Genomic DNA, 19,796 nt, shown 5'->3' with positions numbered 1-19,796 from the left:
TGAGACGGGGCGGCCTACGACCGCCGCAGCAGCCGCCTGAACCACAGGCCGACGCCGAGTGTCGCGACGACGGCGATGGCGCCGATCTTCAAGCTTTCGCTGTCGCCGTCGCCGTCCCCGCCCGCCGCCGAACTCCCGTTCCCGGAGGGCGACTCGGACTCGTCGGCACGGTCGGGCGCGTCCCTGGCCTCCACCTCGCTGTTCGCGCCCTCGCTCCCGAGCATCAGCTTCGTGCCGTCGAGGCTGTAGCTGACGGACTCCCCCTGCCCGATCGGCACGCTGATCCGCCCCTGCCGCTTGATCTTCCCGTCGTTCCAGTCGTAGGAGATCCCGCCGAAGTATCCGCGTACGGCGAGCTGCTTGCCGTCGGGCGAGAAGGCGGCGTCGGTGGCCCACAGGTCGACGGCGGCGGCGGGCTTGAAGACGTTGCTCCCGGAGGCGGAGAGCTTGGCGGGGCCCTCGTAGAGATGCCCGCCGTCCTCCTGCTTGTCGATGATGTAGACGCGCCCGGTCTTGGGGTGGACGACCATCGACTCGGCGTCCCGCGAACCGTTCGAGTACTTCACGACGTACTGCGTGGCCTTCACGCTCTGGTCGGTGAGGTTCTTGGGCTCGGGCAGCTGGTAGATCCACACATAGGGCCAGGTGACACCGTCGTTGTCGCCGATGTCGCCGACCCAGATCTGGTTGTCCGGCCCGATGGCGATCGCCTCGACGTCGCGCGGCGTGCCCACGCCGGTCATGGTGATCCGCGCGACGGTCTTGCCGGTGGCGCTGTCGACGGCGTACAGGTAGGCGCCGTCGTCCTGGTCGTTGTGCGTCCAGTAGATGCCCGGGTGCTGGCGTGAGGCGGCGAGGCCGCTGGACTCGGTGATGCGGGGGTCGCTGATGGAGAAGGTCTCGTCGCCGTCGGCGGCGGAGGCGGGCAGGGCGAACACACCCACGAGGAGAACCCCGGCAAGGAACGCGAGCAGTCGGCGCATGCCCCCAAGCCTGCCATCCCGCGCCCGCGTTCACGGAGCGTGTCGGGCTTCACATCCCACCGCCGCCGCTGATCGTCCATCATGAGCGGATGCTCAGGTTCATGCCCGTCGGCGACTCCCAGACGATCGGAAGCGCGGGCGAACACACATGGCGTTACCGGCTGTGGCAGCACCTGCGCGAGACGTACGGCGGCCCGTACAAGCTGGTCGGCCCGCGCGAGACGCTGTACGACCAGGCCACGGGCACCCCCACGTCGTACGAGTACGCCGACCCCGACTTCCCCCGCGCCCATCTCGCCGGCTGGGGCGAGGGCTGGCTGCACATGGCCCCGCTGATCGGCGAGGCGGTGCGGTCGTGCCGGGCCGATGTGCTCCTGGTCTCCCTGGGCCTGATCGACCTGGGCTTCTACACGAACGCCGACCAGACGGCACAGAACGCCCGGGCCTTCGTGACGGCGGCGCGGGCGGCGAACCCGAAGGTGCGGATGGTCGTCCTCCCGGTGATCCCGAACGTCCGCGCCGACACGGACGCCGCCTTCGCCGCCCAGGTCACCCGCTTCAACGAACTGCTGGCCAAGGCGGTGGCCGACCTGGACGAGCCCCGCTCCCCCCTCCTCCTGGCGTCGCCGCCACCGTCGTACGACATCAACTTCGACACCTACGACGGCACCCACCCGAACGCGAGCGGCGAGCACAGGATCGCGGCGGCGTTCGCGGACGCGATGTATCAGGCGTGGGATGTGGGGGAGCCCTACGAGGCGTGAGCGTAGATGGCGCGTACCAGGAACTCGGCGCACGGCCGCACACCCGAAAGCAGGTCCCCCCACCGTTCCTCCTCTTCCCTCAGGTAGACGGCACGTGCGTGGGCGAGCACGGGCCGGTGGGCGGCCGGTAGCCGCTCGATCGCCCAGTCGGCGGCCGCGTCCTTGGAGCGGATCCGGCCGGTGGCGAGGGTGGTCCACACACGGGCGAGGGTGAGCAGCCCGTTCCGTGTGTCGGACTCCAACTCACCCATCAGCCCCGGCACTCCGGAGATGATCGCCCGCCTCAGGTCGTCGTGCGGGACGGGGTCGAGGAGTTCGGCGGGTGGCGGGCCGTACAGCGGGGACGAGGCCGCGCTCGTAGTCGCCCCGCAGCCACTCCCCGTACAGGAACTCGCAGGTGGGCGGGTACCGCCAGGGCCGTACGGCGTCCTGTACGACGACGATGAGCTCGACTGGGCGGGAATCCCCGCCGGACACGTCCATCAACGCCTTGACCAGGGCTCGGCGTTGAGCATGGGACATGGGCTCCCGTACGACCACCAGGACATCGACGTCACTGTGCGGGCGGAGGCCGCCGAGGGTGGCGGAGCCGTGGAGGTAGATGCCGGGGCCTATTCCGCGCTGCCCGCGTTGCGAGGCGGCAGTTGCCGTGTGATGCGGTCGAACAGCTCCTTCAGCGGCTCGCCGACGTCCCGGCCGAACTCGGTCAGCCCGTAGGTGACCTGAGGCGGTGTCGTCGGCTCGACCTCGCGCCGGACGAGGCCGTCCTGGACCAGCGCGCGCAGGGTCTGGGCGAGCATCTTCTCGCTGATGCCCTGGATGCTCTCGCGCAGCTCGTAGAAGCGGAGGTCGTTGCTCTGCAGGGAGATCAACACCCAGACGCCCCACTTGCTGGTCACGTGGTCGACCACATCGCGCGCGGCGCAGTCGGTGTGAAACACCTCATACGGCTTGCCTGCCCCGGCCTGTATGAACTGCGCGCCTCCCGCCACGTGAGGAGCTTACCTCAGGGTATGTCCTTACCAAAAGTTAGCCCTACTCCTAGCGTGAGCGTGAAGTCCACACAAGACATCGAACAGGGAGCTGATCATGATCGTGGTGACCGGGGCTACCGGGAATGTGGGACGGCCGTTGACGCGGGCACTGGCCGAGGCAGGCGAGCAGGTGACGGCGGTTTCACGGCACGCGGCGGACGTGCCGGACGGCGTCCGTCATGTGGCTGCCGACCTGGCCGAGCCGGCCGGCCTCCGGCCCGCGCTGGCCGGGGCGAAGGCGCTGTTCGTGCTGGTCTCCCACGACCTGCACGCCGCCGGGGCCAACCCGGCCGACATCATCGGCGAAGCAGCAGCCGTCGGGGTCCGCCGCGTCGTACTGCTCTCCTCGCAGGGCGTGGCGACCAGGCCCTTCGGCCGCACGCGGATCGCGATGCGCGCCGTGGAGGACACGCTGCGGGAGTCCGGTCTGGAATGGGTCATCCTGCGGCCGGGCGGCTTCGCCTCCAACGCCCTGTGGTGGGCCGAGTCCATCCGCGCGCGGCGCGTCGTCGCCGCGCCCTTCGGCGACGTGGGGGTGCCGATCATCGACCCGGCGGACATCGCCGAGGTCGCGGCGGCCTGCCTGCTGAATGACCGACACACAGGCGACGTATACGAGCTGACCGGCCCGGAGGTAATCACCCCCCGTCAGCAGACGGAAGCCATCGCCGCCGCGCTGGGCTCGCCGGTCCGGTTCGTCGGCCTCACCCGCGACGAGGCCAAGGCCGCCATGGCCCGCAGCATGCCGGCCGAGCTCGCCGAGGACACCCTGGACATCCTCGGCTCCCCGAACCCGGCCGAACTGCGCATCAGCCCGGACGTCCAGCGGATCCTCGGCCGCGCCCCGCGCGCGTTCGCCGACTGGGCCGCCCGCAATATCGCGGCGTTCCGCTGAGACGGGTCAGCGGAAGGGGAACTGCTTTCCCCCACGGCTGATGAGAGGCTGAGGTCATGGCGATCATCCACCGCACCACCCTCAAGCCGACCAAGCTGGAACTGCTCACCACCTGGCTGCCGACCCGCCCCTGGTACGAAGGCGGCGCGGGCGCCCCGGAGTTGACAAAGGCGGGCGGCTTCCGGCTGGACGACCCGGAGGGCGAGGTCGGCATCGAGTTCATGGCGGCCATGGACACGTCCGGCCCACACCCGGTCACCTACCTGATACCGCTCACCTACCGAGGCGCCCCCCTCGACGGCGCCGACCACGCCCTCGTCGGCACGATGGAACACGGCGTGCTGGGCAAGCGCTGGGCCTACGACGGCTGCCACGACCCGGTCCTGGTAACCCAGTTGCTGGCCCTACTGGAGGGCCGCGTCCAGGCCCAGGCGCAGAGCATCAGCGACACCCCGGACCATGAGGTCGCCCACTCCTACGCCGGCCCCACCCTCCCTTCCACCGCCACGGCCGCCGACGACCAGGACGGCACGGAGCTTCGCCTCGCCGGCAGTACGGCCGTGCTCCGCCTGCATCGACGCCCGCGACCCGGCACGGAGGTGCCCGAGGGGTCCCTCGGGCACATCACCGGCGCGTGGGAGCTGCCGGACGGCACGCGGACGCGGGCGCCGTTCGCCACCCTCTGAAGCCCTTGAGCGGACCCGGGGTTTGCACGCGGCCCCACGGTCACTGCGCAGCACCGGTCACCTGATCCACCACTTCCCACAGCAACTCCGCCCTTACAAACGGCACTTCCGCCGTAGGAACCGATCGCCAGCCCAACGGCCAGGTCGTCCCCGTCAGCGCCGGTACGCCCACGTACGCCAGGACGCCGTCACCGCGCGTCAGTGCGCGCACGCCGGGCGGCCAGCGGTGCGCTGACGCGGTTTGCGGGGGCAACAGGAAGTACATGTTCCGTTCGCCGGTGAACTCCTGGACGACCGGGCCCGCGTCGAAGTCCGTGGCCGACATCAACTCGTTGGCGACGCGTTCCCCCGCAGCTCCCCTGATGCGTACGGCATCGAAGTGGATGCCGGCGTGACGGAGGGCGAGGCCGGAGGCGGGGATCCAGGTCGGGATCCAGGGGGCGGCGATTCTCTCGTTCATGCCGCAAATGGTTCCGCGCGGTCACATACTGTGACCAGGGGTTCGCAAGGGTGGTGCGGGGCTGTGCAGTTGGGGAGGTTCGTGTGCACGCGAGTGAACAGGGCTCGGGAAACCTGGAGATGTTCGGCTCGTTGCTGAGGTTCTTCCGCGAGCGCGCCGGGATGACGCAGGAGGGGCTGGGCAAGTACGTCGGGTACTCCAAGTCCCAGGTGGCCATGGTGGAGCGAGGCGAGCGGCCACCCAAGGGCAAGCTCGTCGAGATCGCGGACGAGGTGCTGGGTGCACAAGGTGCACTTCTGGCCGCAGGCAGGAAGCTGAAGACGAGCCGGTTTCCGTCGTGGTTCGAGGACTACGCGGACCTGGAGGCGAAGGCCACCGCGATCTACATGTACGCGAACCATGTGATTCCGGGGTTGCTTCAGACCGAGGCGTACGCGCGGGCGGTCTTCAGCCAGGAGAACCCGCCCTACGAGGACGATGAGCTTGAGGCAAGGACCGCCGCTCGCCTGGACCGACAGCGCGTATTGCAGCGCAAGCCCGTGCCTGTCGTCGGTTTCGTGCTGGACGAGCACACACTCAAGCGCCCGATCGGCGGCAAGCACATCCTCAAGGAGCAGCTGACCCAGCTACTTGAGGTGAGCCAGCGGCGCAACGTCACGATCCAGGTGATGCCGACCGACCGGGAAGTCCACGCCGGGTTGAACGGCTCGATGACTCTGCTGGAGACAGATGAGCGCACGCAGATCGCGTACGCCGAAGCACCAGGGGGCGGCTACTTCGTCAGCGAACAGCCGCACCTGGGCAACATGTTCGCGCAATATGGCATCCTGCGAGCGCAGGCCCTCAACCCCGAGGAGTCGGCGCAGTTGATCAGCGAGGTGACGGGCAGGCTATGAGCACGGACCTGAACTGGTTCAAGAGCAGCTACAGCGGCGGCCAGGGCGGCGAGTGCGTCGAGGTCGCGCTGGTGTGGACGAAGTCGAGCTACAGCAGCAGCCAAGGCGGCGAGTGCGTAGAGATAGCCCTCACCCCCACCACCATCCACATCCGCGACTCCAAAACCCCCACCACCCCCGCCACCCCGGCCGTCCAGGTAACCCCCACCACCTGGACGACCTTCCTCAACTCCCTGTCCTAGAACATGGTGTTGTCGTTCGCGGAAGTCGCCGGAACATCCTGGATCACATCCCAGTGCTCCACGATCTTCCCGTTCCGCACCCGGAACAGATCCACGATGGCCTGACCCCGCTCCCCCGGCGAGTTCACGTAGTGGCTGTGGACGGCCACCAAGTCACCCTCGGCGATCACCCGCTTCGGCGTGACCTTCAGCTGGGGAAACGCCTGGAAGAACCCCCCAAGCCCCGCCTTCGCACCGTCCACACCGTCCGCGATGTTCGGGTTGTGCTGGTGGTACTCGGAACCCCAGTACCGGTCGAGGGCGGACACGTCCTTCTGGACCAGAAGCTGATCGAAGGCCTTGGTGACCAGCTTCTTGTTGTACGCGGTCAGCCACCGCGGCCCCGGCTGCTCGGTCCGCGGCCAACTCTCCGTAGAGAACATGTCGTTGCCGTTGGCGGACGACTCCGGCACCTCCTGCCCCACATCCCAGTGCTCCGCGATCTTCCCGCCCTGGAACCGGAAGATGTCGAAGACGGCCTGCCCCCGCGCCCCCGGAGTCATCACGACGTTTGAGTGGACGATCACCAGATCGCCCTCGGAGATGACCCGCTTGACGTCGTACTCGGCGTCCGGGAACTGCTGGTGGATCGCGACGCCGAGGTTCTTCAGCGTCTCCGCACCGTCCGGCGCCAGCGGGTTGTGCTGGATGTAGTCGGCGCGGACGTACCGGTCCACCACCTCCGTGTCGCCCTGCTCGAACACGCCCTTGAGGACGCGGACGGTGACGTACTTCTGGTAGGCGAGGCGGGCGGAATCGCCGTAGCCGGCGTGCTCACGGGAGGCGGCCGGCGCAGACGCGACGGCCGGCACGGCACCCGCGCCCAGAAGAGCAGCGGAAGCCAGCACAGCGACAAGCGCCCTACGGGCAGGCGTAGTGGGGGGCATGGCACTCTCCAAGCGAGAGAAATTGAAAGATTGAAAGTTCAAGGTCATGCTTTCCACAGGAAAGCACTAACTACCAGTTAGTGTCAAGATCGCTTGCCTAGAGCGCACTCCACGACGTTGGCTAGGAAGCTATGAAGTACACGCAGCTCGGACGCACGGGACTCAAGGTCAGCCGACTCGTCCTCGGCACCATGAACTTCGGTCCGCAGACGGACGAAGCGGACAGTCACGCGATCATGGACGCGGCGCTGGACGCAGGCATCAACTTCTTCGACACGGCGAACGTGTACGGCTGGGGCGAGAACAAGGGCCGTACCGAATCGATCATCGGCAACTGGTTCGCGAAGGGCGGCGAGCGGCGCGACAAGGTCGTGCTCGCCACCAAGGTGTACGGAAACATGGCGGCGGACGGCACCCCCGCCTGGCCCAACCACGACAAGCTGTCGGCGCTGAACATCCGGCGGGCGGTGGACGCGTCGCTCAAGCGGCTGCAGACCGATTACATCGACGTCTACCAGTTCCACCACATCGACCGCTCGACTCCCTTCGAGGAGATCTGGCAGGCGATCGACGTGCTGGTGCAGCAGGGGAAGATCCTCTACGTCGGGTCCTCCAACTTCCCCGGCTACAAGATCGCCCAAGCGAACGAAATCGCCGCCCACCGCTCCGGCACCATCGGCCTCGTCAGCGAGCAGTGCCTCTACAACCTGGCCGAGCGCCGCGCCGAGATGGAGGTCATCCCGGCCGCGCAGGAGTACGGCCTCGGGGTCATCCCCTGGTCGCCGCTGCACGGCGGTGTGCTGGGCGGGGTCATCAAGAAGGAGGTCGAGGGCGGACGCCGGGCCAGTGGGCGGGCCGCGGACTACCTCGCCAACCCCGCCACGCGCGCGCAGATCCAGTCGTACGAGGACCTGCTCGAAAAGCACGGCGTCGAGCCGGGTGAGGCCGCCCTCGCCTGGCTGCTCACCCGTCCCGGCGTGACCGGCCCGATCGTCGGCCCGCGCACCGCGGAGCAGTTGGAGTCCGCTCTGCGGGCGGTCGAGCTGGAGCTGGGCGAGGAGCTGCTGTCCGGGCTGGACGAGATCTTCCCGGGCCCGGGCCCGTCGCCGGAAGCCTTCGCCTGGTAGCGCCGGAGGCGCGCGGCGGCGTTACTTTCCGAGCGCCGCCGCCAGCGCCACCATCACGAACATCAACACGAGCGCACCGGCCATGATCCGGTTCCGGGTTTTCGGCTTCACGTATCGAGACTAACCGGCCCCTCCGAGCGGCCAGCGGGCGACCACCTCGTAGCGCGGCTGCTCGCCCGGTACGCCCGATTTCGGCAGATTGCTGCGGACCAGCGCCAGTTCGTCCACCGTCCACGTCCTGCCGGTGAACCGGTCGAGGGCCTCGACATACGGCCGTACATCCACCGCGTCCCGGCTTCTCGCCACCGTCAGATGGGCCTTGTACCGGCGGTGCTCCCCCATCGGCACCCCTGCCTTCCGCGCGGCGGCCTCTGCCCGGTCCGCCAGCAGCCGCAGCGCCCCGAGGTCCCCCTCCGCCCCCACCCACAGCGCCCGCCCGTGCCCGAACTGTCCGCCGCCCCGGAGCGCCAGCGGGAAGAGGCCGGTGCGGTGCGCGGCCCGCTCCAGCCTCGCCGACAGTTCCGGTACGAGGTCGTCGTCGACCTCCCCGTAGAACGCCATCGTGAAGTGCCACCCGGGCCGCCCGGTCCACCGCAGTCCGTCCGCGCCGGGCAGCTTCCGCAACGCGTCGATCTCGGCGGCGAGTTCACGGACGACGTCGTCGGGGGGCAGTACGGCGGCGAAGAGTCTCACGGACGCCACTGTTCCAGGGAACGGATCATCCGGCGAGCTGTCTGTCCGCCACGGGCCTTCAGACGTCGACCTCGAGGGTCATGGCCAGTTCGGCGCGGCCGGTGACGCGCAGCGGAATGTGCGCCGCCGGGTTCAGTGAGTCGTTGACGGCCATCAAGGCGCCTCGGAGGTCGGCCGGGGCCGGCAGCGTGATCAGGTCCAGTCCGGCTTCCAGGACCTCACGGAGTCCCGGGGCCGCGCATGTGAAGTTCAGCAGGCGGTCGTGCGTCGCGTGGGAGATGTGCAGCTCGACGGTCTCGGTGGCGTGGGCGGCGGCGAGGAACTCCTGGACGTCCCCCAAGCCGACCAGCATGGCGGTGTCCAGGTCGATGTCCATCGACGGCAGCGCGAGCGAGGCGCGCAGGAAGCCCGGGTGCGCGTCGAGGTAGAGGGACGCTCCGCTGTCCTCGATCGCCTCGCCCACGTCGAGGAGGTTCCGGCGCTGGTCCCGTGTCAGTTTGACCACGATGGCCGCCCGGCCGCCGAGCCCCATGTAGACCACCGAGCCGGCTTCGGCATGCGTGCTGTGACTCGTCACGACGTGCACCGGTCCGGTGCCGGCGGGAAAGCCCCGCCGGGTCTGCGCCGCCGTCTGGTCCATGATGCTCGGGGCGGTGATCTGGGGCAGCCGCCGGCCGCCGACCATCAGTCCCGGACGTTCGAACGATCCCGTCACCGCTCCGGGATCGAACACGCTGACCGATATAGGCGGCTGCTTCCGCCCCGCCTGCTGCTTCTTGCGTCGCCACCATGCCATGGCCCCGACGGTAAGCGCACCGCCCCGGGACGGGTCCCGGCCTCAACAGGGCGGCGCCGTACGGGAGATCATGGGGCCATGGACAACGGGAGCACGATCAGCATCAGAGAAGGCGGACCCGACGACATTCCCGCGATACTCGCCATGCTCGACAGCTGTGTCGAGTGGCTGGTCTCGCAGGGGCGCACGGGGCAGTGGGGAACGCAGCCGCTGTCGCAGAGCCCGAAGACGGTGGAGTCGGTGGCGCGTTACATGGACGAGGGAGACGTCTTCATCGCCGAGGTCGACGGCGAGCCGGCCGCCACCCTCACCCTCACCGACTCGCCCGGCCCCTACCTGGCCCACCTCCCGCCGACCGGCGAGCCCGAGCGGTACATCCACTGGCTCGCCTCCGACCGCCGCTTCAAGGGCCACGGCGCGGGCAGCGCCCTGCTCGCACACGCCGCCGAGGTGACCCGCCGGGCGGGCGTCTCGCTGCTGCGCGTGGACTGCTACGCGGGCGACGACGGCAAGCTCGTCCGCTACTACGAGAGCCAGGGCTTCGTCCGTACCGAGACCTACGCGGGCAGGGACGACTGGCCGGGGCAGGTGCTGGCCAGAAGGGTCTGAACAGGTCGGTGCGAAGTCAGCCACGGTTCGGCAACGCCCCCCAAGGGGCGCGGGGCTGGTCCCGATATGCGGCTCCGCCGCGTGGGCGCGACCAGCCACAACGGCGCCGCAGACGCCCGACGACAGACCGCGGCACTCTCCATCGCGGCTGTCTCAGCGGAGCGCTACGCCACCGTCGCCATCTCCTCCCGCCGCTCCCGCGGCACGAAGCGGACCACCGGATGCCCGTGGTTCCAGCGCACCGACAGCCGCAGGCCGCCCGCGCGGGCCAGGATCAGGCCGATCACCGCGGCCGCCGTCGCGGCGATCGTGCCGCCGACCGCGAAGCCCACGCGTGCGCCGTAGGTGTCCGTGATCCAGCCGACGATGGGTGCGCCGACGGGTGAGCCGCCGAGGAAGACCATCATGTAGAGGGACAGGACCCGGCCGCGCATGGCGGGGTCGGTCGCCATCTGGATGCTGGTGTTGGCGGTGACGTTGACCGTCATCGCGGCGATGCCGATGGGGGCCATCAGCAGGGCGAACAGCCAGAGGGAGGGGGCCAGCGAGGCCACCACTTCCAGCACGCCGAAGGCCACCGCCGCCGCGATCAGCACCCGCATCTTCGCCGTGCCTCGGCGTGCCGCGAGCAGGGCGCCCGCCACCGAGCCGACGGCCATCAGCGTGTTGAAGAGGCTGTAGGAGCCGGCGCCCGCGTGGAAGATGTCGTCGGCGAAGGCCGACAGGTACACCGGGAAGTTGAAGGCGAACGTGCCGACGAAGCCGACCAGCACGATCGGCCAGATCAGCTCCGGCCGCCCGGCGACATACCGCAGCCCCTCCCGCAGCTGACCCTTGCCGCGCGGGGCGCGTTCGACGACGTACAGCTCACGCGCCCGCATCAGCAGCAGGCCGACGATGGGGGCGACGAAGGACAGGCCGTTGAAGAGGAACGCCCAGCCGGTGCCGACGCCGGTGATCAGGACGCCCGCGACGGCGGGGCCGATGAGGCGGGCGGACTGGAAGTTGGCGGAGTTCAGACTGACGGCGTTCTGCAACTGGTCGGGGCCGACCATCTCGGAGACGAAGGACTGGCGGGCCGGGTTGTCGAGGACGGTGGCGAGGCCGACCGCGAAGGCGGCTACGTAGACATGCCAGACCTCGACGTGGCCGGTGATCGTGAGGAACGCGAGCGCCAGGCCCGTCAGGCCCATCGCCGTCTGGGTGACCAGCAGGGTCGGACGCTTGGGGAGGCGGTCGACGAGGACGCCGCCGTACAGCCCGAACAGCAGCATCGGGAGGAACTGCAGCGCCGTTGTTATGCCTACGGCCGTGGAGGAGCCGGTGAGGCTGAGCACCAGCCAGTCCTGGGCGATGCGCTGCATCCAGGTGCCGGTGTTGGAGACGACCTGGCCCATGAAGAAGAGGCGGTAGTTCCGGACCTTCAGCGAGCTGAACATCGAGGACTTGCGCTCGACGGGGTCGTCGGGGGTGGTGTCGTGGGTGGCCGGTGCGGGTGCGGAGTCTGCTCCGGGTCCCGGACTCAACAGCGTTCGCCTCCTCGGACGGTGGGGTTACAGGTGTGCGAGCTTCTCCAGCACGGGGGCGGCGGCGCGCAGTTTCGCCCACTCGTCCTCGTCGAGGCCCTCGACCAGGGAGGCCAGGAACGCGTTGCGCTTGCGGCGGCTCTCCTCGAGCATCGTCACGGCCTCCTCGGTCTGTGTGACGACCTTCTGGCGCCGGTCCTCGGGGTGCGGCTCCAGCCGGACCAGGCCCTTGGCTTCGAGCAGCGCGACGATGCGGGTCATCGAGGGCGGCTGCACATGCTCCTTACGGGCGAGTTCACCCGGGGTCGCGGTGCCGCAGCGAGCGAGGGTGCCGAGCACCGACATCTCGGTGGGGCTCAGCGATTCGTCGACCCGCTGGTGCTTGAGCCGACGGGACAGCCGCATCACGGCAGATCGCAGGGAGTTCACGGCGGCAGCGTCGTCGCCATGGCTAAGGTCCGACATCTCTTTAGCGTAACTCATTACTCTCCCTAAAGACCACTGCAGCGCGCGCGAATGCCCGTGACCCGGGCCACTGAACCCTCAGATCACCCATCCGGGTGAGTTGGTTCCGAAAAGTGACGCGGTACTCGGTCCGGTCCGGCAACCCTCGTAGGCATGGGGACCAGCGTGCTCAGCCTGCGGATAGACGGGGAGCTGCTCGAACGGCTCCGGGACCATGCGGCGAAGAGGGGAATGAGCGTCCAGGACTATGTGATCCGGACGCTCGTCCGGGACGACTTCGACGAACGGTTCCAGGCCGCCGTCGAGGAGACGGAAAAGTTCTACGGGGTCACGTGAGCGCGGATCATGTGAGACCCAGCGCCGGCATCAGGTAGTAGAACGCGAAGACCGCCGAGACGACGTACATCGCGACCGGGATCTCCTTGCCGCGGCCGGCCGCCAGGCGCAGCACGACGAAGGTGATGAAGCCCATGCCGATGCCGTTGGTGATCGAGTAGGTGAACGGCATCATCAGCATCGTCACGAAGGCCGGGATCGCGACCGTGTAGTCCGCCCAGTCGATCTCCTTGACCGAACCGGCCAGGATCAGGAAGCCGACCGTGAGCAGCGCCGGAGTGGCCGCCTGTGACGGGACCATCGTGGCGACGGGCGTCAGGAACAGGGCTACGGCGAACAGCGCGCCGGTCACGACGTTCGCGAGGCCGGTGCGGGCGCCCTCGCCGACGCCGGCCGTGGACTCCACGAAGCAGGTGGTGGCCGAGGAGGAACTGGCGCCGCCCGCGGCGACCGCGATGCCGTCGACGAAGAGCACCTTGTTGATGCCGGGCATATGGCCCTGGGCGTCGGTCAGCTTCGCCTCGTCACTGACACCCATGATCGTGCCCATCGCGTCGAAGAACGTCGACAGCAGGACCGTGAAGACGAAGAGGGTGCCGGTCAGGACGCCGACCTTCCCGAACCCGCCGAACAGGCTGACCTCGCCGATCAGGCCGAAGTCGGGCGTGGCCACCGGGTTACCCGGCCAGGTCGGGGTGGTCAGGCCCCAGGAGGGGATGTCCGCGACCGCGTTGATGACGACGGCCAGCACCGTCATCGCGACGATCGAGATCAGGATCGCGCCGGACACCTTGCGCACGATCAGCGCCAGCGTGAGCAGCGTGCCGAGGATGAAGATCAGCACCGGCCAGCCGGTGAGGTGACCGTCGCCGCCCAGCTGGAGCGGGACGGTGGTCTGCGCGGCGTCCGGGATGCGGGAGACGAAACCGGAGTCCACCAGGCCGATCAGCATGATGAACAGGCCGATACCGATGGAGATGGCCTTGCGCAGGCTGTAGGGCACGGCGTTCATGACCCGCTCACGCAGGCCCGTGGCCACCAGCAGCATCACGATGAAACCGGCCAGCACGACCATGCCCATCGCGTCCGGCCACGACATCCGCGGGGCGAGCTGGAGCGCGACGACCGAGTTCACGCCGAGACCGGCGGCGAGCGCGATCGGTACGTTGCCGATGACGCCCATGAGCAGCGTGGTGAACGCCGCCGTCACCGCCGTAGCGGTCACGAGCTGGCCGTTGTCCAGCTGGTTGCCGTACATGTCCTTCGCGCTGCCGAGGATGATCGGGTTCAGCACGATGATGTAGGCCATCGCGAAGAAGGTGGCGATACCGCCGCGGATCTCGCGCGGCAGCGTGCTGCCCCGCTCGGAGATCTTGAAGTAGCGGTCGAGTGCGCCGTAGGCGGCGGGCCCGGCAGACATGTATTTGGTGATTCCTACGAAGAGAAATGGACAGGCACAAACGGTTTCAGTATGAACGTATATGGCCCGGGTCGGCCATCTCCGCGCGTAGATAAACCCCTCCCCTCAGACACCGATAGACACCCGATCGCCTCGTAAGCTGTCCCCCATGGCGAAGTGGACCCCAACACACGAGGCGCCGGAGCCCCTGGAGGGCCCCGTGGTCGGCACCGTCACGGGCGGCACGATCCTCTGGTTCGTCCTCTTCCTGGTGCAGCTGCCCTTCTACGGCTGGTTCGACGACCGCGGACACACCTGGTGGGTGTGGACCTGTCTGGCCGGCGCCGGGCTCGGACTGATCGGTATCTGGTACGTCCGCAGGCGCGACGCCGCACTCAAGCGAGCGGCCCTCGAGCAGCCCGGGGAAACGACCGGAGAACACCGGTCGTCCTGATGTGTCCGCGCCCTACAACCAGGGCACGACACCCCTCCTCCCCAAGTCGGAACTTCCGCGCACTCAGCGGGTGAAGGGCCAAAAGCGCACGTACCGTCGAATGCATGACGCATATCGACGCGGGCGCCGACCTCGAATCAGCGCACCCGATACCCACCGGCGTGGCCGTGACCGGGCTCACCGCCGCCGAGGTGGCCGAGCGGGTCGCGCGCGGGGAGGTCAACGACGTCCCGGTGCGCAGCAGCCGCTCCACCGTCGACATCGTCCGCGCCAACGTCTTCACCCGGTTCAACGCGATCATCGGCGTGCTCTGGGTGATCATGCTGTTCGTCGCGCCGATCCAGGACAGCCTGTTCGGCTTCGTGATCCTCGCCAACACCGGCATCGGCATCATCCAGGAGTGGCGGGCGAAGAAGACCCTCGACTCCCTGGCGGTGATCGGCGAGACCCGGCCGACCGTACGGCGGGACGGGGTGGCCGTAGAGGTCAGCACCTCGGACATCGTCCTCGACGACCTGATCGAGATCGGGCCGGGTGACAAGGCCGCCGTCGACGGGGTGTGCGTCGAGGCCGACGGTCTGGAGATCGACGAGTCCCTGCTCACCGGTGAGGCCGATCCGGTCGTCAAGCAGCCCGGGGACCAGGTGATGTCCGGCAGCTTCGTGGTCGCGGGCGGCGGCGCGTTCAAGGCGACCAAAGTGGGCCGCGAGGCCTACGCCGCCCAGCTCGCCGAGGAGGCCTCCCGCTTCACGCTGGTCCACTCCGAGCTGCGCACCGGCATCTCCACGATCCTCAAGTACGTGACGTGGATGATGGCGCCGGCCGCGATCGGCCTGATCATCACCCAGCTGGTCGTCAAGGACAACGACTTCAAGGACTCCGTCGCCCGCACGGTCGGCGGCATCGTCCCCATGGTCCCCGAAGGCCTGGTCCTGCTCACGTCGGTCGCCTTCGCGATCGGCGTGATCCGTCTTGGCCGGAAACAGTGCCTCGTCCAGGAACTCCCCGCCATCGAGGGCCTCGCCCGCGTCGACACGGTCTGCCTCGACAAGACGGGCACCCTCACCGAGGGCGGCATGGACGTCTCCGAGCTGAGGCCCCTCCAGGGCGCCGACGACACGTACGTACGACAGGTGCTGGGCGCCCTCGGTGAGTCGGACCCCCGCCCGAACGCCTCCCTCCAGGCCATCATCGACGCCTACCCGGACGCCGACGAATGGCGCTGCACCGAATCCCTCCCCTTCTCCTCCGCCCGCAAGTACAGCGGCGCCTCCTTCAGCGAGGGCAACGGCGAGTCCAGCACCTGGCTCCTAGGGGCCCCGGACGTCCTCCTCGCCGACGACGACCCCACGCTCGCCGAGACGGACCGGCTCAACGAGCAGGGTCTACGAGTCCTGCTGCTGGCCCGCGTCATCCGCGACCTCGACGACCCCGAGGTCGCGCGGGGCGCCCACCCCACCGCCCTGGTCGTCCTGGAGCAGCGGCTGCGCCCGGACGCCGCCGACACCCTGCGCTACTTCGAGGAGCAGAACGTCCGGCCCAAGGTCATCTCCGGCGACAACGCGGTTTCCGTCGGCGCGGTCGCGAGCAAGCTGGGCCTGTCCGGTACGACGGTCGACGCCCGCCGGCTCCCCTCCGACAAGGACGGCATGGCGGACGCCCTCGACGAGGGCACCGTGTTCGGGCGGGTCACCCCGCAGCAGAAGCGGGACATGGTCGGCGCGCTGCAGTCCAAGGGACACACGGTCGCGATGACCGGCGACGGCGTCAACGACGTACTCGCCCTGAAGGACGCCGACATCGGGGTGTCCATGGGGTCGGGCTCGGAGGCCACGAAAGCCGTCGCCCAGATCGTGCTGCTGAACAACAGCTTCGCCACGCTGCCGTCGGTGGTGGCGGAGGGGCGCCGGGTCATCGGCAACATCACGCGCGTCGCGACCCTGTTCCTGGTCAAGACGGTCTATTCGGTGCTGCTGGCGATTCTGGTGGTGTGCTCGCAGGTGGAATACCCGTTCCTGCCGCGCCACTTGACGTTGCTGTCCACGCTGACCATCGGCGTCCCGGCGTTCTTCCTCGCCCTCGCGCCCAACAAGGAACGGGCGAGGCCTCATTTCGTGCGGCGGGTGATGCGGTACTCGATCCCCGGTGGGGTCCTGGCCGGCCTGGCGACCTTCGCGACGTACCTGATAGCCCGCAACTACTACACCGGCGAAGGCTCATTGGCAGCGGAGACGAGCGCGGCGACGCTGACGCTGTTCCTGATCTCCATGTGGGTCCTGGCGATCATCGCCCGCCCCTACACCTGGTGGCGGATCCTCCTGGTCGCGGCCATGGGCTTCGGCTTCCTTGTGGTGCTGGTCGTGCCCTGGCTGCAGGAGTTCTTCGCGCTGAAGCTGGTCGGGGTGACGATGCCGTGGATGGCGGTGGGGATCGCGGTGGTGGCGGCGGCCGTCCTGGAGGTGCTGTGGAGGTGGGTCGACCGCCGCGTTCCCGCTTAGCGCTGGCTCCGGCCAAGACGGCGCCGGTTGAGTGTCGGCTGCGGCGCCGTCATGGCTGGTCGCGCAGTTCCCCGCGCCCCTGAAGGGGCGCGGTCCTACTGCACGTCTATGTAGTCACCGGCGACGGCCGTCGGCGCCGTGGTCGCCGTGCCCGCGAAGGTGAAGCGGTAGTAGCCGTCCGTGGAGGCCGTGACTGTCGTCTTCAGGGCGCCGGTCGACGTCGACGTGATGCCCTTGACGTTGGTGTAGTTGGTGGTGCCCGCCTTGCGGAACTGGAGCACGACCTTCTGGGTGCTGTAGCCGGCGTAGGAGTTGGTGTCCCAGTTGGCGCGGGACAGCTTGCCGGTGACCGTGAGGGTCTTGCCCTTCTTCACGGGCTCGGGGGTGGCGTTGACCGTCAGCTTGGCGGCGCGGAGGACCTTGCGGGTGCCCAGGTCGCCCTGCCACTTCGCGTCCCCGTCGGCGGTGACGGCGAGACCGCCCGCCTTCCAGGTGCCGGCCTCGGAGCTGGACAGATCGCCGTCGGCCGGACGGATGTTGATCACCGCCGAGCAGTTGAGGACCGTCGACGAGGCGGCGGTGCAGGTGCCCGGGTCGTCGCTGATGATGACGTTGGTCGCCGACTCCACCGAGGAACCCCGGTAGATGAGCGGACCGTTGGCGAAGTTGTCGGCGCTGGTGTCGAGATCGGCGGCGTGGGTCAGGGTGTACGTGACCGGCACGGCGACCTTGGCCGTGGTGCCGACGACGATCGACTTGCCCTTGTTGACCTTCATGTTGGAGAAGGTGACGTCCAGCTCGGCGGCGGCGGCCGCGGTGCCGGCGGAGCTCAGAGGGAGCTTGCCGGAGACGGGCGAGTCGGCGGCCTGGGCGGCCGGGACGGCGAGAGCGGAGAGGGCCAGGGCGCCGGTGACGGCGGCCACGGTGGTACGGATGCGCATGAACTTCCTCAGGTGGGCCGAACAAAAGGTGGGGAGACTGCCCGACCCGGGGCACGGGCCCCGGGTCGGTGACGAACGCTTCTCGGGGGCCGCTTACTTCACGTCGACGAAGTCGCCGGCGACGGTGATCGGCGCCATGGCCGTGGTGCCCTTGAACTGGAAGCGGTAGTAGCCGTCGATGGATGCCTTGACGGTGGTCACCAGCTTGCCCTGCGTCCTGGTCTTGATGCCCTTGACGTTCGTGTAGTTGGTGGTGCCCTTCTTGCGGAACTGCAGCACCACCGACTGGTTGCCGAAACCGACGTACCTGCTGTTGTCCCAGTTGGCGTGGGTCAGGTTGCCCTTGATGGTGATGGTCTTGCCCTTCTTCACCGGCTCCGGGGCGGCGTCGACCGTCAGTTGGGACTGACGCAGGAACCTGAAGGAGTTCGTCGGGTCCTTCACCACGACGCCGATGTTGTCCGGGTCCTCCGGCTCGTCGGGGTCCTCACCGTTGTACGCGACCGCGAACGCGGCCGCCTTCCAGGCGTCGGCGTCGTCGTTGAACAGGTAGAACGGGTCGATCGCGACGGTGGCCTTGCAGGAGGCGACGGTCGCGGACGAGTCCGTGCAGGTGGCGTCGGTGCTCGTGAAGTCGGAGACGGAGTCACCGAACGACGTGCCGCGGTACAGCTGGACGGCCGCGACGAAGTCGGCGGCGTGGATGTCGACGTCCGCGCCATGGGTCAGCGTGAAGGACACCGGCACCTTGACGATGGCGGTGGTGCCGACGGTGATGTCCTTGCCGCTGTTCACCTTCACGTTGGAGAAGGAGGCGTCCAGGACGTACGCCGCGGCCGTGGCGAACGCCGACGTGTCGTCGGACGCGGCGTCGAGGGCGGCGGCCACGTTCGCGGGGACCTTCGGCTCGGCGGCCGTCGCGACCGGAGCGGCGACGGCGGAGAGGGCCAGGGCGCCGGTGACGGCGGCCACGGTGGCACGAATACGCATGCGTTCCCCAAGTGGAGAGAAAGGGGCCCCGGCGCTGGTCGTTCCCGACGGCTCGTCGTCGGCACGGGGCCCAAATGATCACGGAGTCTGTTGACTCACGTGATCAGACCTGTGGCGGAGGGGAATGGTTGTGCGGATAGTGCGAAATTTGTGCGGGCACTATCAAGATCCCCTCCGCCACAGGGTCAGGTCTAGCGCACGCCGACGTAGTCGCCGGTCGCGGTGACCTGCCCGGTGCTGGAGATGCCCGCGAAGCTGAAGCGGTGGTGACCGTCGACGTTCGCCGTCGTGGTCGTCTTCGCGGCGCCGCCGGTGGTGGACTTGATGCCCTTCACGGTGGTGTACGCGCTGGCGTCCGTGCCACGGAACTGCAGCTGCAGCGCCTGGCCGCTGAGGCCGACGTACGTGCCGGTCTCCCAGTCGGCGCGGGTCAGCTTGCCGGAGACGGTGATGGTCTGCCCCGCGTTCACCGGCTCCGGCGCGGCGTCGGCGGTCAGCTTGGCGAGACGCTGGACCTTGTGGGTCTTGAAGAAGTCGTTGTTGTAGACCTCGCCGTCGTTGGACAGCACGGCCGCGGTGACGTGCCAGGTGCCGGCCAGCGCGTTGCGGTACAGCTCACCGATACCGTCGCCGTTCAGACCGGGCGACGCCGTGATGGTGAGCTTGCAGGTCGACGTCGTCTCACTGGTTGCCGTGCAGTCGGCCACGTCCTCGTTCGGCGGCAGGAAGCCGTCGATGTTGTCGAGGTCCGCGCCGTGCCAGAGGTCCATGTAGGCGTCCGCGATACCGCTGGGGTGGCTGGCGGTCAGGGACACCTCGAAGGTCCTGACGGTGGTGGTGCCGAAGACGAGCGCCTTACCGGCGTTGACGGTCACATTGGACACCTCGGGCGCGGCCTGGGCGGCGAAACCGGACCTGGCCGAGGAGACCCCGAAGCGCTCCTGAGCGCTCGGCTTGTCGATGCTCACAGCACCCTGGCCGTCGGCCTGCGCGGCCGGCACAGCAAGGGCGGACAGGGCCAGGGCGCCGGAAAGGGCAGCCACAGTGGCTCGAATACGCATGCATTCCCCACGTCG

Annotated in this window: 22 protein-coding genes and 1 pseudogene; 10 read left to right on the top strand and 13 right to left on the bottom strand. The window is 68.7% G+C overall.

Annotated elements, in window-relative coordinates:
* Positions 1-14: 14 nt before the first annotated feature.
* The gene (locus tag OG828_RS27775) at positions 15-983 is read right to left on the bottom strand and encodes a WD40 repeat domain-containing protein (protein ID WP_328502636.1); all 969 of its coding nucleotides are present in this window, start codon (positions 981-983) and stop codon (positions 15-17) included.
* Between the two features lie 89 nt (positions 984-1,072).
* Between OG828_RS27775 and OG828_RS27770 the strand changes: the two genes are divergently transcribed.
* Complete coding sequence (locus OG828_RS27770; protein ID WP_328502635.1) at positions 1,073-1,747, top strand: SGNH/GDSL hydrolase family protein; 675 nt, start codon at positions 1,073-1,075, stop codon at positions 1,745-1,747.
* On the opposite strand, the pseudogene OG828_RS27765 reads toward OG828_RS27770, so the two are convergent.
* Both OG828_RS27765 and OG828_RS27760 read right to left on the bottom strand, forming a co-directional pair.
* A pseudogene (locus OG828_RS27765) lies at positions 1,735-2,362 on the bottom strand (aminoglycoside adenylyltransferase domain-containing protein). The gene OG828_RS27770 and the pseudogene OG828_RS27765 overlap by 13 nt on opposite strands.
* Positions 2,359-2,739: a winged helix-turn-helix transcriptional regulator gene (locus tag OG828_RS27760; protein WP_328362516.1), complete on the bottom strand. Its 381-nt coding sequence runs from the start codon at positions 2,737-2,739 to the stop codon at positions 2,359-2,361. Before OG828_RS27760 ends, OG828_RS27765 begins: the two are co-directional and overlap by 4 nt.
* Before the next feature lie 97 nt (positions 2,740-2,836).
* Here OG828_RS27760 and OG828_RS27755 point away from each other — a divergent pair, with 97 nt between their 5' ends.
* Positions 2,837-3,676, top strand: coding sequence for an SDR family oxidoreductase (locus OG828_RS27755; protein WP_328502634.1), 840 nt, complete (start codon positions 2,837-2,839; stop codon positions 3,674-3,676).
* 56 nt (positions 3,677-3,732) lie between these two features.
* Positions 3,733-4,362 carry a maltokinase N-terminal cap-like domain-containing protein gene (locus tag OG828_RS27750; protein WP_328362510.1) on the top strand — a complete coding sequence of 210 codons (630 nt, stop codon included), beginning with the start codon at positions 3,733-3,735 and terminating at the stop codon, positions 4,360-4,362.
* A gap of 40 nt (positions 4,363-4,402) precedes the next feature.
* Here the strand turns inward: OG828_RS27750 and OG828_RS27745 are convergent, their stop codons facing one another.
* On the bottom strand, positions 4,403-4,822 hold the full coding sequence (locus tag OG828_RS27745) for a hypothetical protein (RefSeq protein ID WP_328502633.1): 420 nt from the start codon (positions 4,820-4,822) through the stop codon (positions 4,403-4,405).
* A gap of 83 nt (positions 4,823-4,905) precedes the next feature.
* Here OG828_RS27745 and OG828_RS27740 point away from each other — a divergent pair, with 83 nt between their 5' ends.
* Entirely contained in the window at positions 4,906-5,718 is an 813-nt protein-coding gene (locus tag OG828_RS27740) for a helix-turn-helix domain-containing protein (protein WP_328502632.1), read from the top strand.
* On the top strand, positions 5,715-5,960 hold the full coding sequence (locus tag OG828_RS27735) for a DUF397 domain-containing protein (RefSeq protein WP_328502631.1): 246 nt from the start codon (positions 5,715-5,717) through the stop codon (positions 5,958-5,960). Before OG828_RS27740 ends, OG828_RS27735 begins: the two co-directional genes overlap by 4 nt.
* Here OG828_RS27735 and OG828_RS27730 read toward each other — a convergent pair.
* Positions 5,957-6,886 (bottom strand): nuclear transport factor 2 family protein, encoded by a 930-nt coding sequence (locus tag OG828_RS27730; protein WP_328502630.1) that lies wholly within the window; start codon positions 6,884-6,886, stop codon positions 5,957-5,959. The genes OG828_RS27735 and OG828_RS27730 overlap by 4 nt on opposite strands.
* 131 nt (positions 6,887-7,017) lie before the next feature.
* On the opposite strand from OG828_RS27730, the gene OG828_RS27725 reads away from it, so the two are divergent.
* Positions 7,018-8,013: an aldo/keto reductase gene (locus OG828_RS27725; RefSeq protein ID WP_328440053.1), complete on the top strand. Its 996-nt coding sequence runs from the start codon at positions 7,018-7,020 to the stop codon at positions 8,011-8,013.
* Positions 8,014-8,133: 120 nt separating this feature from the next.
* Here OG828_RS27725 and thpR read toward each other — a convergent pair whose 3' ends face one another.
* A complete protein-coding gene (gene thpR / locus OG828_RS27720; RefSeq protein ID WP_328502629.1) occupies positions 8,134-8,706 on the bottom strand; it encodes an RNA 2',3'-cyclic phosphodiesterase in 573 nt (190 codons plus the stop codon).
* A gap of 58 nt (positions 8,707-8,764) precedes the next feature.
* Positions 8,765-9,502: a hypothetical protein gene (locus OG828_RS27715; RefSeq protein WP_328502628.1), complete on the bottom strand. Its 738-nt coding sequence runs from the start codon at positions 9,500-9,502 to the stop codon at positions 8,765-8,767.
* Between the two features lie 78 nt (positions 9,503-9,580).
* Here OG828_RS27715 and OG828_RS27710 point away from each other — a divergent pair, with 78 nt between their 5' ends.
* A complete protein-coding gene (locus OG828_RS27710; RefSeq protein WP_328502627.1) occupies positions 9,581-10,111 on the top strand; it encodes a GNAT family N-acetyltransferase in 531 nt (176 codons plus the stop codon).
* A 164-nt stretch (positions 10,112-10,275) separates the two neighbouring features.
* Here the strand turns inward: OG828_RS27710 and OG828_RS27705 are convergent, their stop codons facing one another.
* Both OG828_RS27705 and OG828_RS27700 read right to left on the bottom strand, forming a co-directional pair.
* Entirely contained in the window at positions 10,276-11,637 is a 1,362-nt protein-coding gene (locus OG828_RS27705) for an MFS transporter (RefSeq protein ID WP_328502626.1), read from the bottom strand.
* 27 nt (positions 11,638-11,664) lie between these two features.
* Positions 11,665-12,102 (bottom strand): MarR family winged helix-turn-helix transcriptional regulator, encoded by a 438-nt coding sequence (locus OG828_RS27700; RefSeq protein ID WP_210582160.1) that lies wholly within the window; start codon positions 12,100-12,102, stop codon positions 11,665-11,667.
* A 153-nt stretch (positions 12,103-12,255) separates the two neighbouring features.
* On the opposite strand from OG828_RS27700, the gene OG828_RS27695 reads away from it, so the two are divergent.
* A complete protein-coding gene (locus OG828_RS27695; protein ID WP_328362478.1) occupies positions 12,256-12,438 on the top strand; it encodes a ribbon-helix-helix protein, CopG family in 183 nt (60 codons plus the stop codon).
* A 7-nt stretch (positions 12,439-12,445) separates the two neighbouring features.
* Here the strand turns inward: OG828_RS27695 and OG828_RS27690 are convergent, their stop codons facing one another.
* Positions 12,446-13,858: an NCS2 family permease gene (locus OG828_RS27690; RefSeq protein WP_328502625.1), complete on the bottom strand. Its 1,413-nt coding sequence runs from the start codon at positions 13,856-13,858 to the stop codon at positions 12,446-12,448.
* A 148-nt stretch (positions 13,859-14,006) separates the two neighbouring features.
* Here OG828_RS27690 and OG828_RS27685 point away from each other — a divergent pair, with 148 nt between their 5' ends.
* Positions 14,007-14,291 carry a DUF2530 domain-containing protein gene (locus tag OG828_RS27685; RefSeq protein ID WP_328362473.1) on the top strand — a complete coding sequence of 95 codons (285 nt, stop codon included), beginning with the start codon at positions 14,007-14,009 and terminating at the stop codon, positions 14,289-14,291.
* Between the two features lie 104 nt (positions 14,292-14,395).
* Complete coding sequence (locus OG828_RS27680; protein WP_328502624.1) at positions 14,396-16,789, top strand: HAD-IC family P-type ATPase; 2,394 nt, start codon at positions 14,396-14,398, stop codon at positions 16,787-16,789.
* 95 nt (positions 16,790-16,884) lie between these two features.
* Here the strand turns inward: OG828_RS27680 and OG828_RS27675 are convergent, their stop codons facing one another.
* The 3 genes from OG828_RS27675 to OG828_RS27665 all read right to left on the bottom strand — a co-directional run bounded on the left by OG828_RS27675 (position 16,885) and on the right by OG828_RS27665 (position 19,781).
* Entirely contained in the window at positions 16,885-17,730 is an 846-nt protein-coding gene (locus tag OG828_RS27675; RefSeq protein WP_328502623.1) for a hypothetical protein, read from the bottom strand.
* A gap of 93 nt (positions 17,731-17,823) precedes the next feature.
* Positions 17,824-18,720: a hypothetical protein gene (locus tag OG828_RS27670; protein WP_328502622.1), complete on the bottom strand. Its 897-nt coding sequence runs from the start codon at positions 18,718-18,720 to the stop codon at positions 17,824-17,826.
* Positions 18,721-18,911: 191 nt separating this feature from the next.
* Entirely contained in the window at positions 18,912-19,781 is an 870-nt protein-coding gene (locus OG828_RS27665; RefSeq protein ID WP_328440045.1) for a calcium-binding protein, read from the bottom strand.
* Between the last annotated feature and the right edge of the window lie 15 nt (positions 19,782-19,796).

This window comes from Streptomyces sp. NBC_00457 (assembly GCF_036014015.1).
Lineage (GTDB): Bacteria > Actinomycetota > Actinomycetes > Streptomycetales > Streptomycetaceae > Streptomyces.
Note: the sequence above shows the minus strand (reverse complement) of the source record. Positions and strands in the feature narration are given on the sequence as shown.

What these genes read in the sequence shown, in the direction of transcription:
- OG828_RS27675 (WP_328502623.1), bottom strand. Translation starts at nt 17,730, where the DNA reads ATGCGCATCCGTACCACCGTGGCCGCCGTCACCGGCGCCCTGGCCCTC.
- OG828_RS27665 (WP_328440045.1), bottom strand. Translation starts at nt 19,781, where the DNA reads ATGCGTATTCGAGCCACTGTGGCTGCCCTTTCCGGCGCCCTGGCCCTG.
- OG828_RS27730 (WP_328502630.1), bottom strand. Translation starts at nt 6,886, where the DNA reads ATGCCCCCCACTACGCCTGCCCGTAGGGCGCTTGTCGCTGTGCTGGCT.
- OG828_RS27715 (WP_328502628.1), bottom strand. Translation starts at nt 9,502, where the DNA reads ATGGCATGGTGGCGACGCAAGAAGCAGCAGGCGGGGCGGAAGCAGCCG.
- OG828_RS27695 (WP_328362478.1), top strand. Translation starts at nt 12,256, where the DNA reads ATGGGGACCAGCGTGCTCAGCCTGCGGATAGACGGGGAGCTGCTCGAA.
- OG828_RS27700 (WP_210582160.1), bottom strand. Translation starts at nt 12,102, where the DNA reads ATGTCGGACCTTAGCCATGGCGACGACGCTGCCGCCGTGAACTCCCTG.
- OG828_RS27680 (WP_328502624.1), top strand. Translation starts at nt 14,396, where the DNA reads ATGACGCATATCGACGCGGGCGCCGACCTCGAATCAGCGCACCCGATA.
- OG828_RS27755 (WP_328502634.1), top strand. Translation starts at nt 2,837, where the DNA reads ATGATCGTGGTGACCGGGGCTACCGGGAATGTGGGACGGCCGTTGACG.
- OG828_RS27690 (WP_328502625.1), bottom strand. Translation starts at nt 13,858, where the DNA reads ATGTCTGCCGGGCCCGCCGCCTACGGCGCACTCGACCGCTACTTCAAG.
- OG828_RS27735 (WP_328502631.1), top strand. Translation starts at nt 5,715, where the DNA reads ATGAGCACGGACCTGAACTGGTTCAAGAGCAGCTACAGCGGCGGCCAG.
- OG828_RS27710 (WP_328502627.1), top strand. Translation starts at nt 9,581, where the DNA reads ATGGACAACGGGAGCACGATCAGCATCAGAGAAGGCGGACCCGACGAC.
- OG828_RS27685 (WP_328362473.1), top strand. Translation starts at nt 14,007, where the DNA reads ATGGCGAAGTGGACCCCAACACACGAGGCGCCGGAGCCCCTGGAGGGC.
- OG828_RS27770 (WP_328502635.1), top strand. Translation starts at nt 1,073, where the DNA reads ATGCTCAGGTTCATGCCCGTCGGCGACTCCCAGACGATCGGAAGCGCG.
- OG828_RS27670 (WP_328502622.1), bottom strand. Translation starts at nt 18,720, where the DNA reads ATGCGTATTCGTGCCACCGTGGCCGCCGTCACCGGCGCCCTGGCCCTC.
- OG828_RS27725 (WP_328440053.1), top strand. Translation starts at nt 7,018, where the DNA reads ATGAAGTACACGCAGCTCGGACGCACGGGACTCAAGGTCAGCCGACTC.
- OG828_RS27750 (WP_328362510.1), top strand. Translation starts at nt 3,733, where the DNA reads ATGGCGATCATCCACCGCACCACCCTCAAGCCGACCAAGCTGGAACTG.
- OG828_RS27775 (WP_328502636.1), bottom strand. Translation starts at nt 983, where the DNA reads ATGCGCCGACTGCTCGCGTTCCTTGCCGGGGTTCTCCTCGTGGGTGTG.
- OG828_RS27745 (WP_328502633.1), bottom strand. Translation starts at nt 4,822, where the DNA reads ATGAACGAGAGAATCGCCGCCCCCTGGATCCCGACCTGGATCCCCGCC.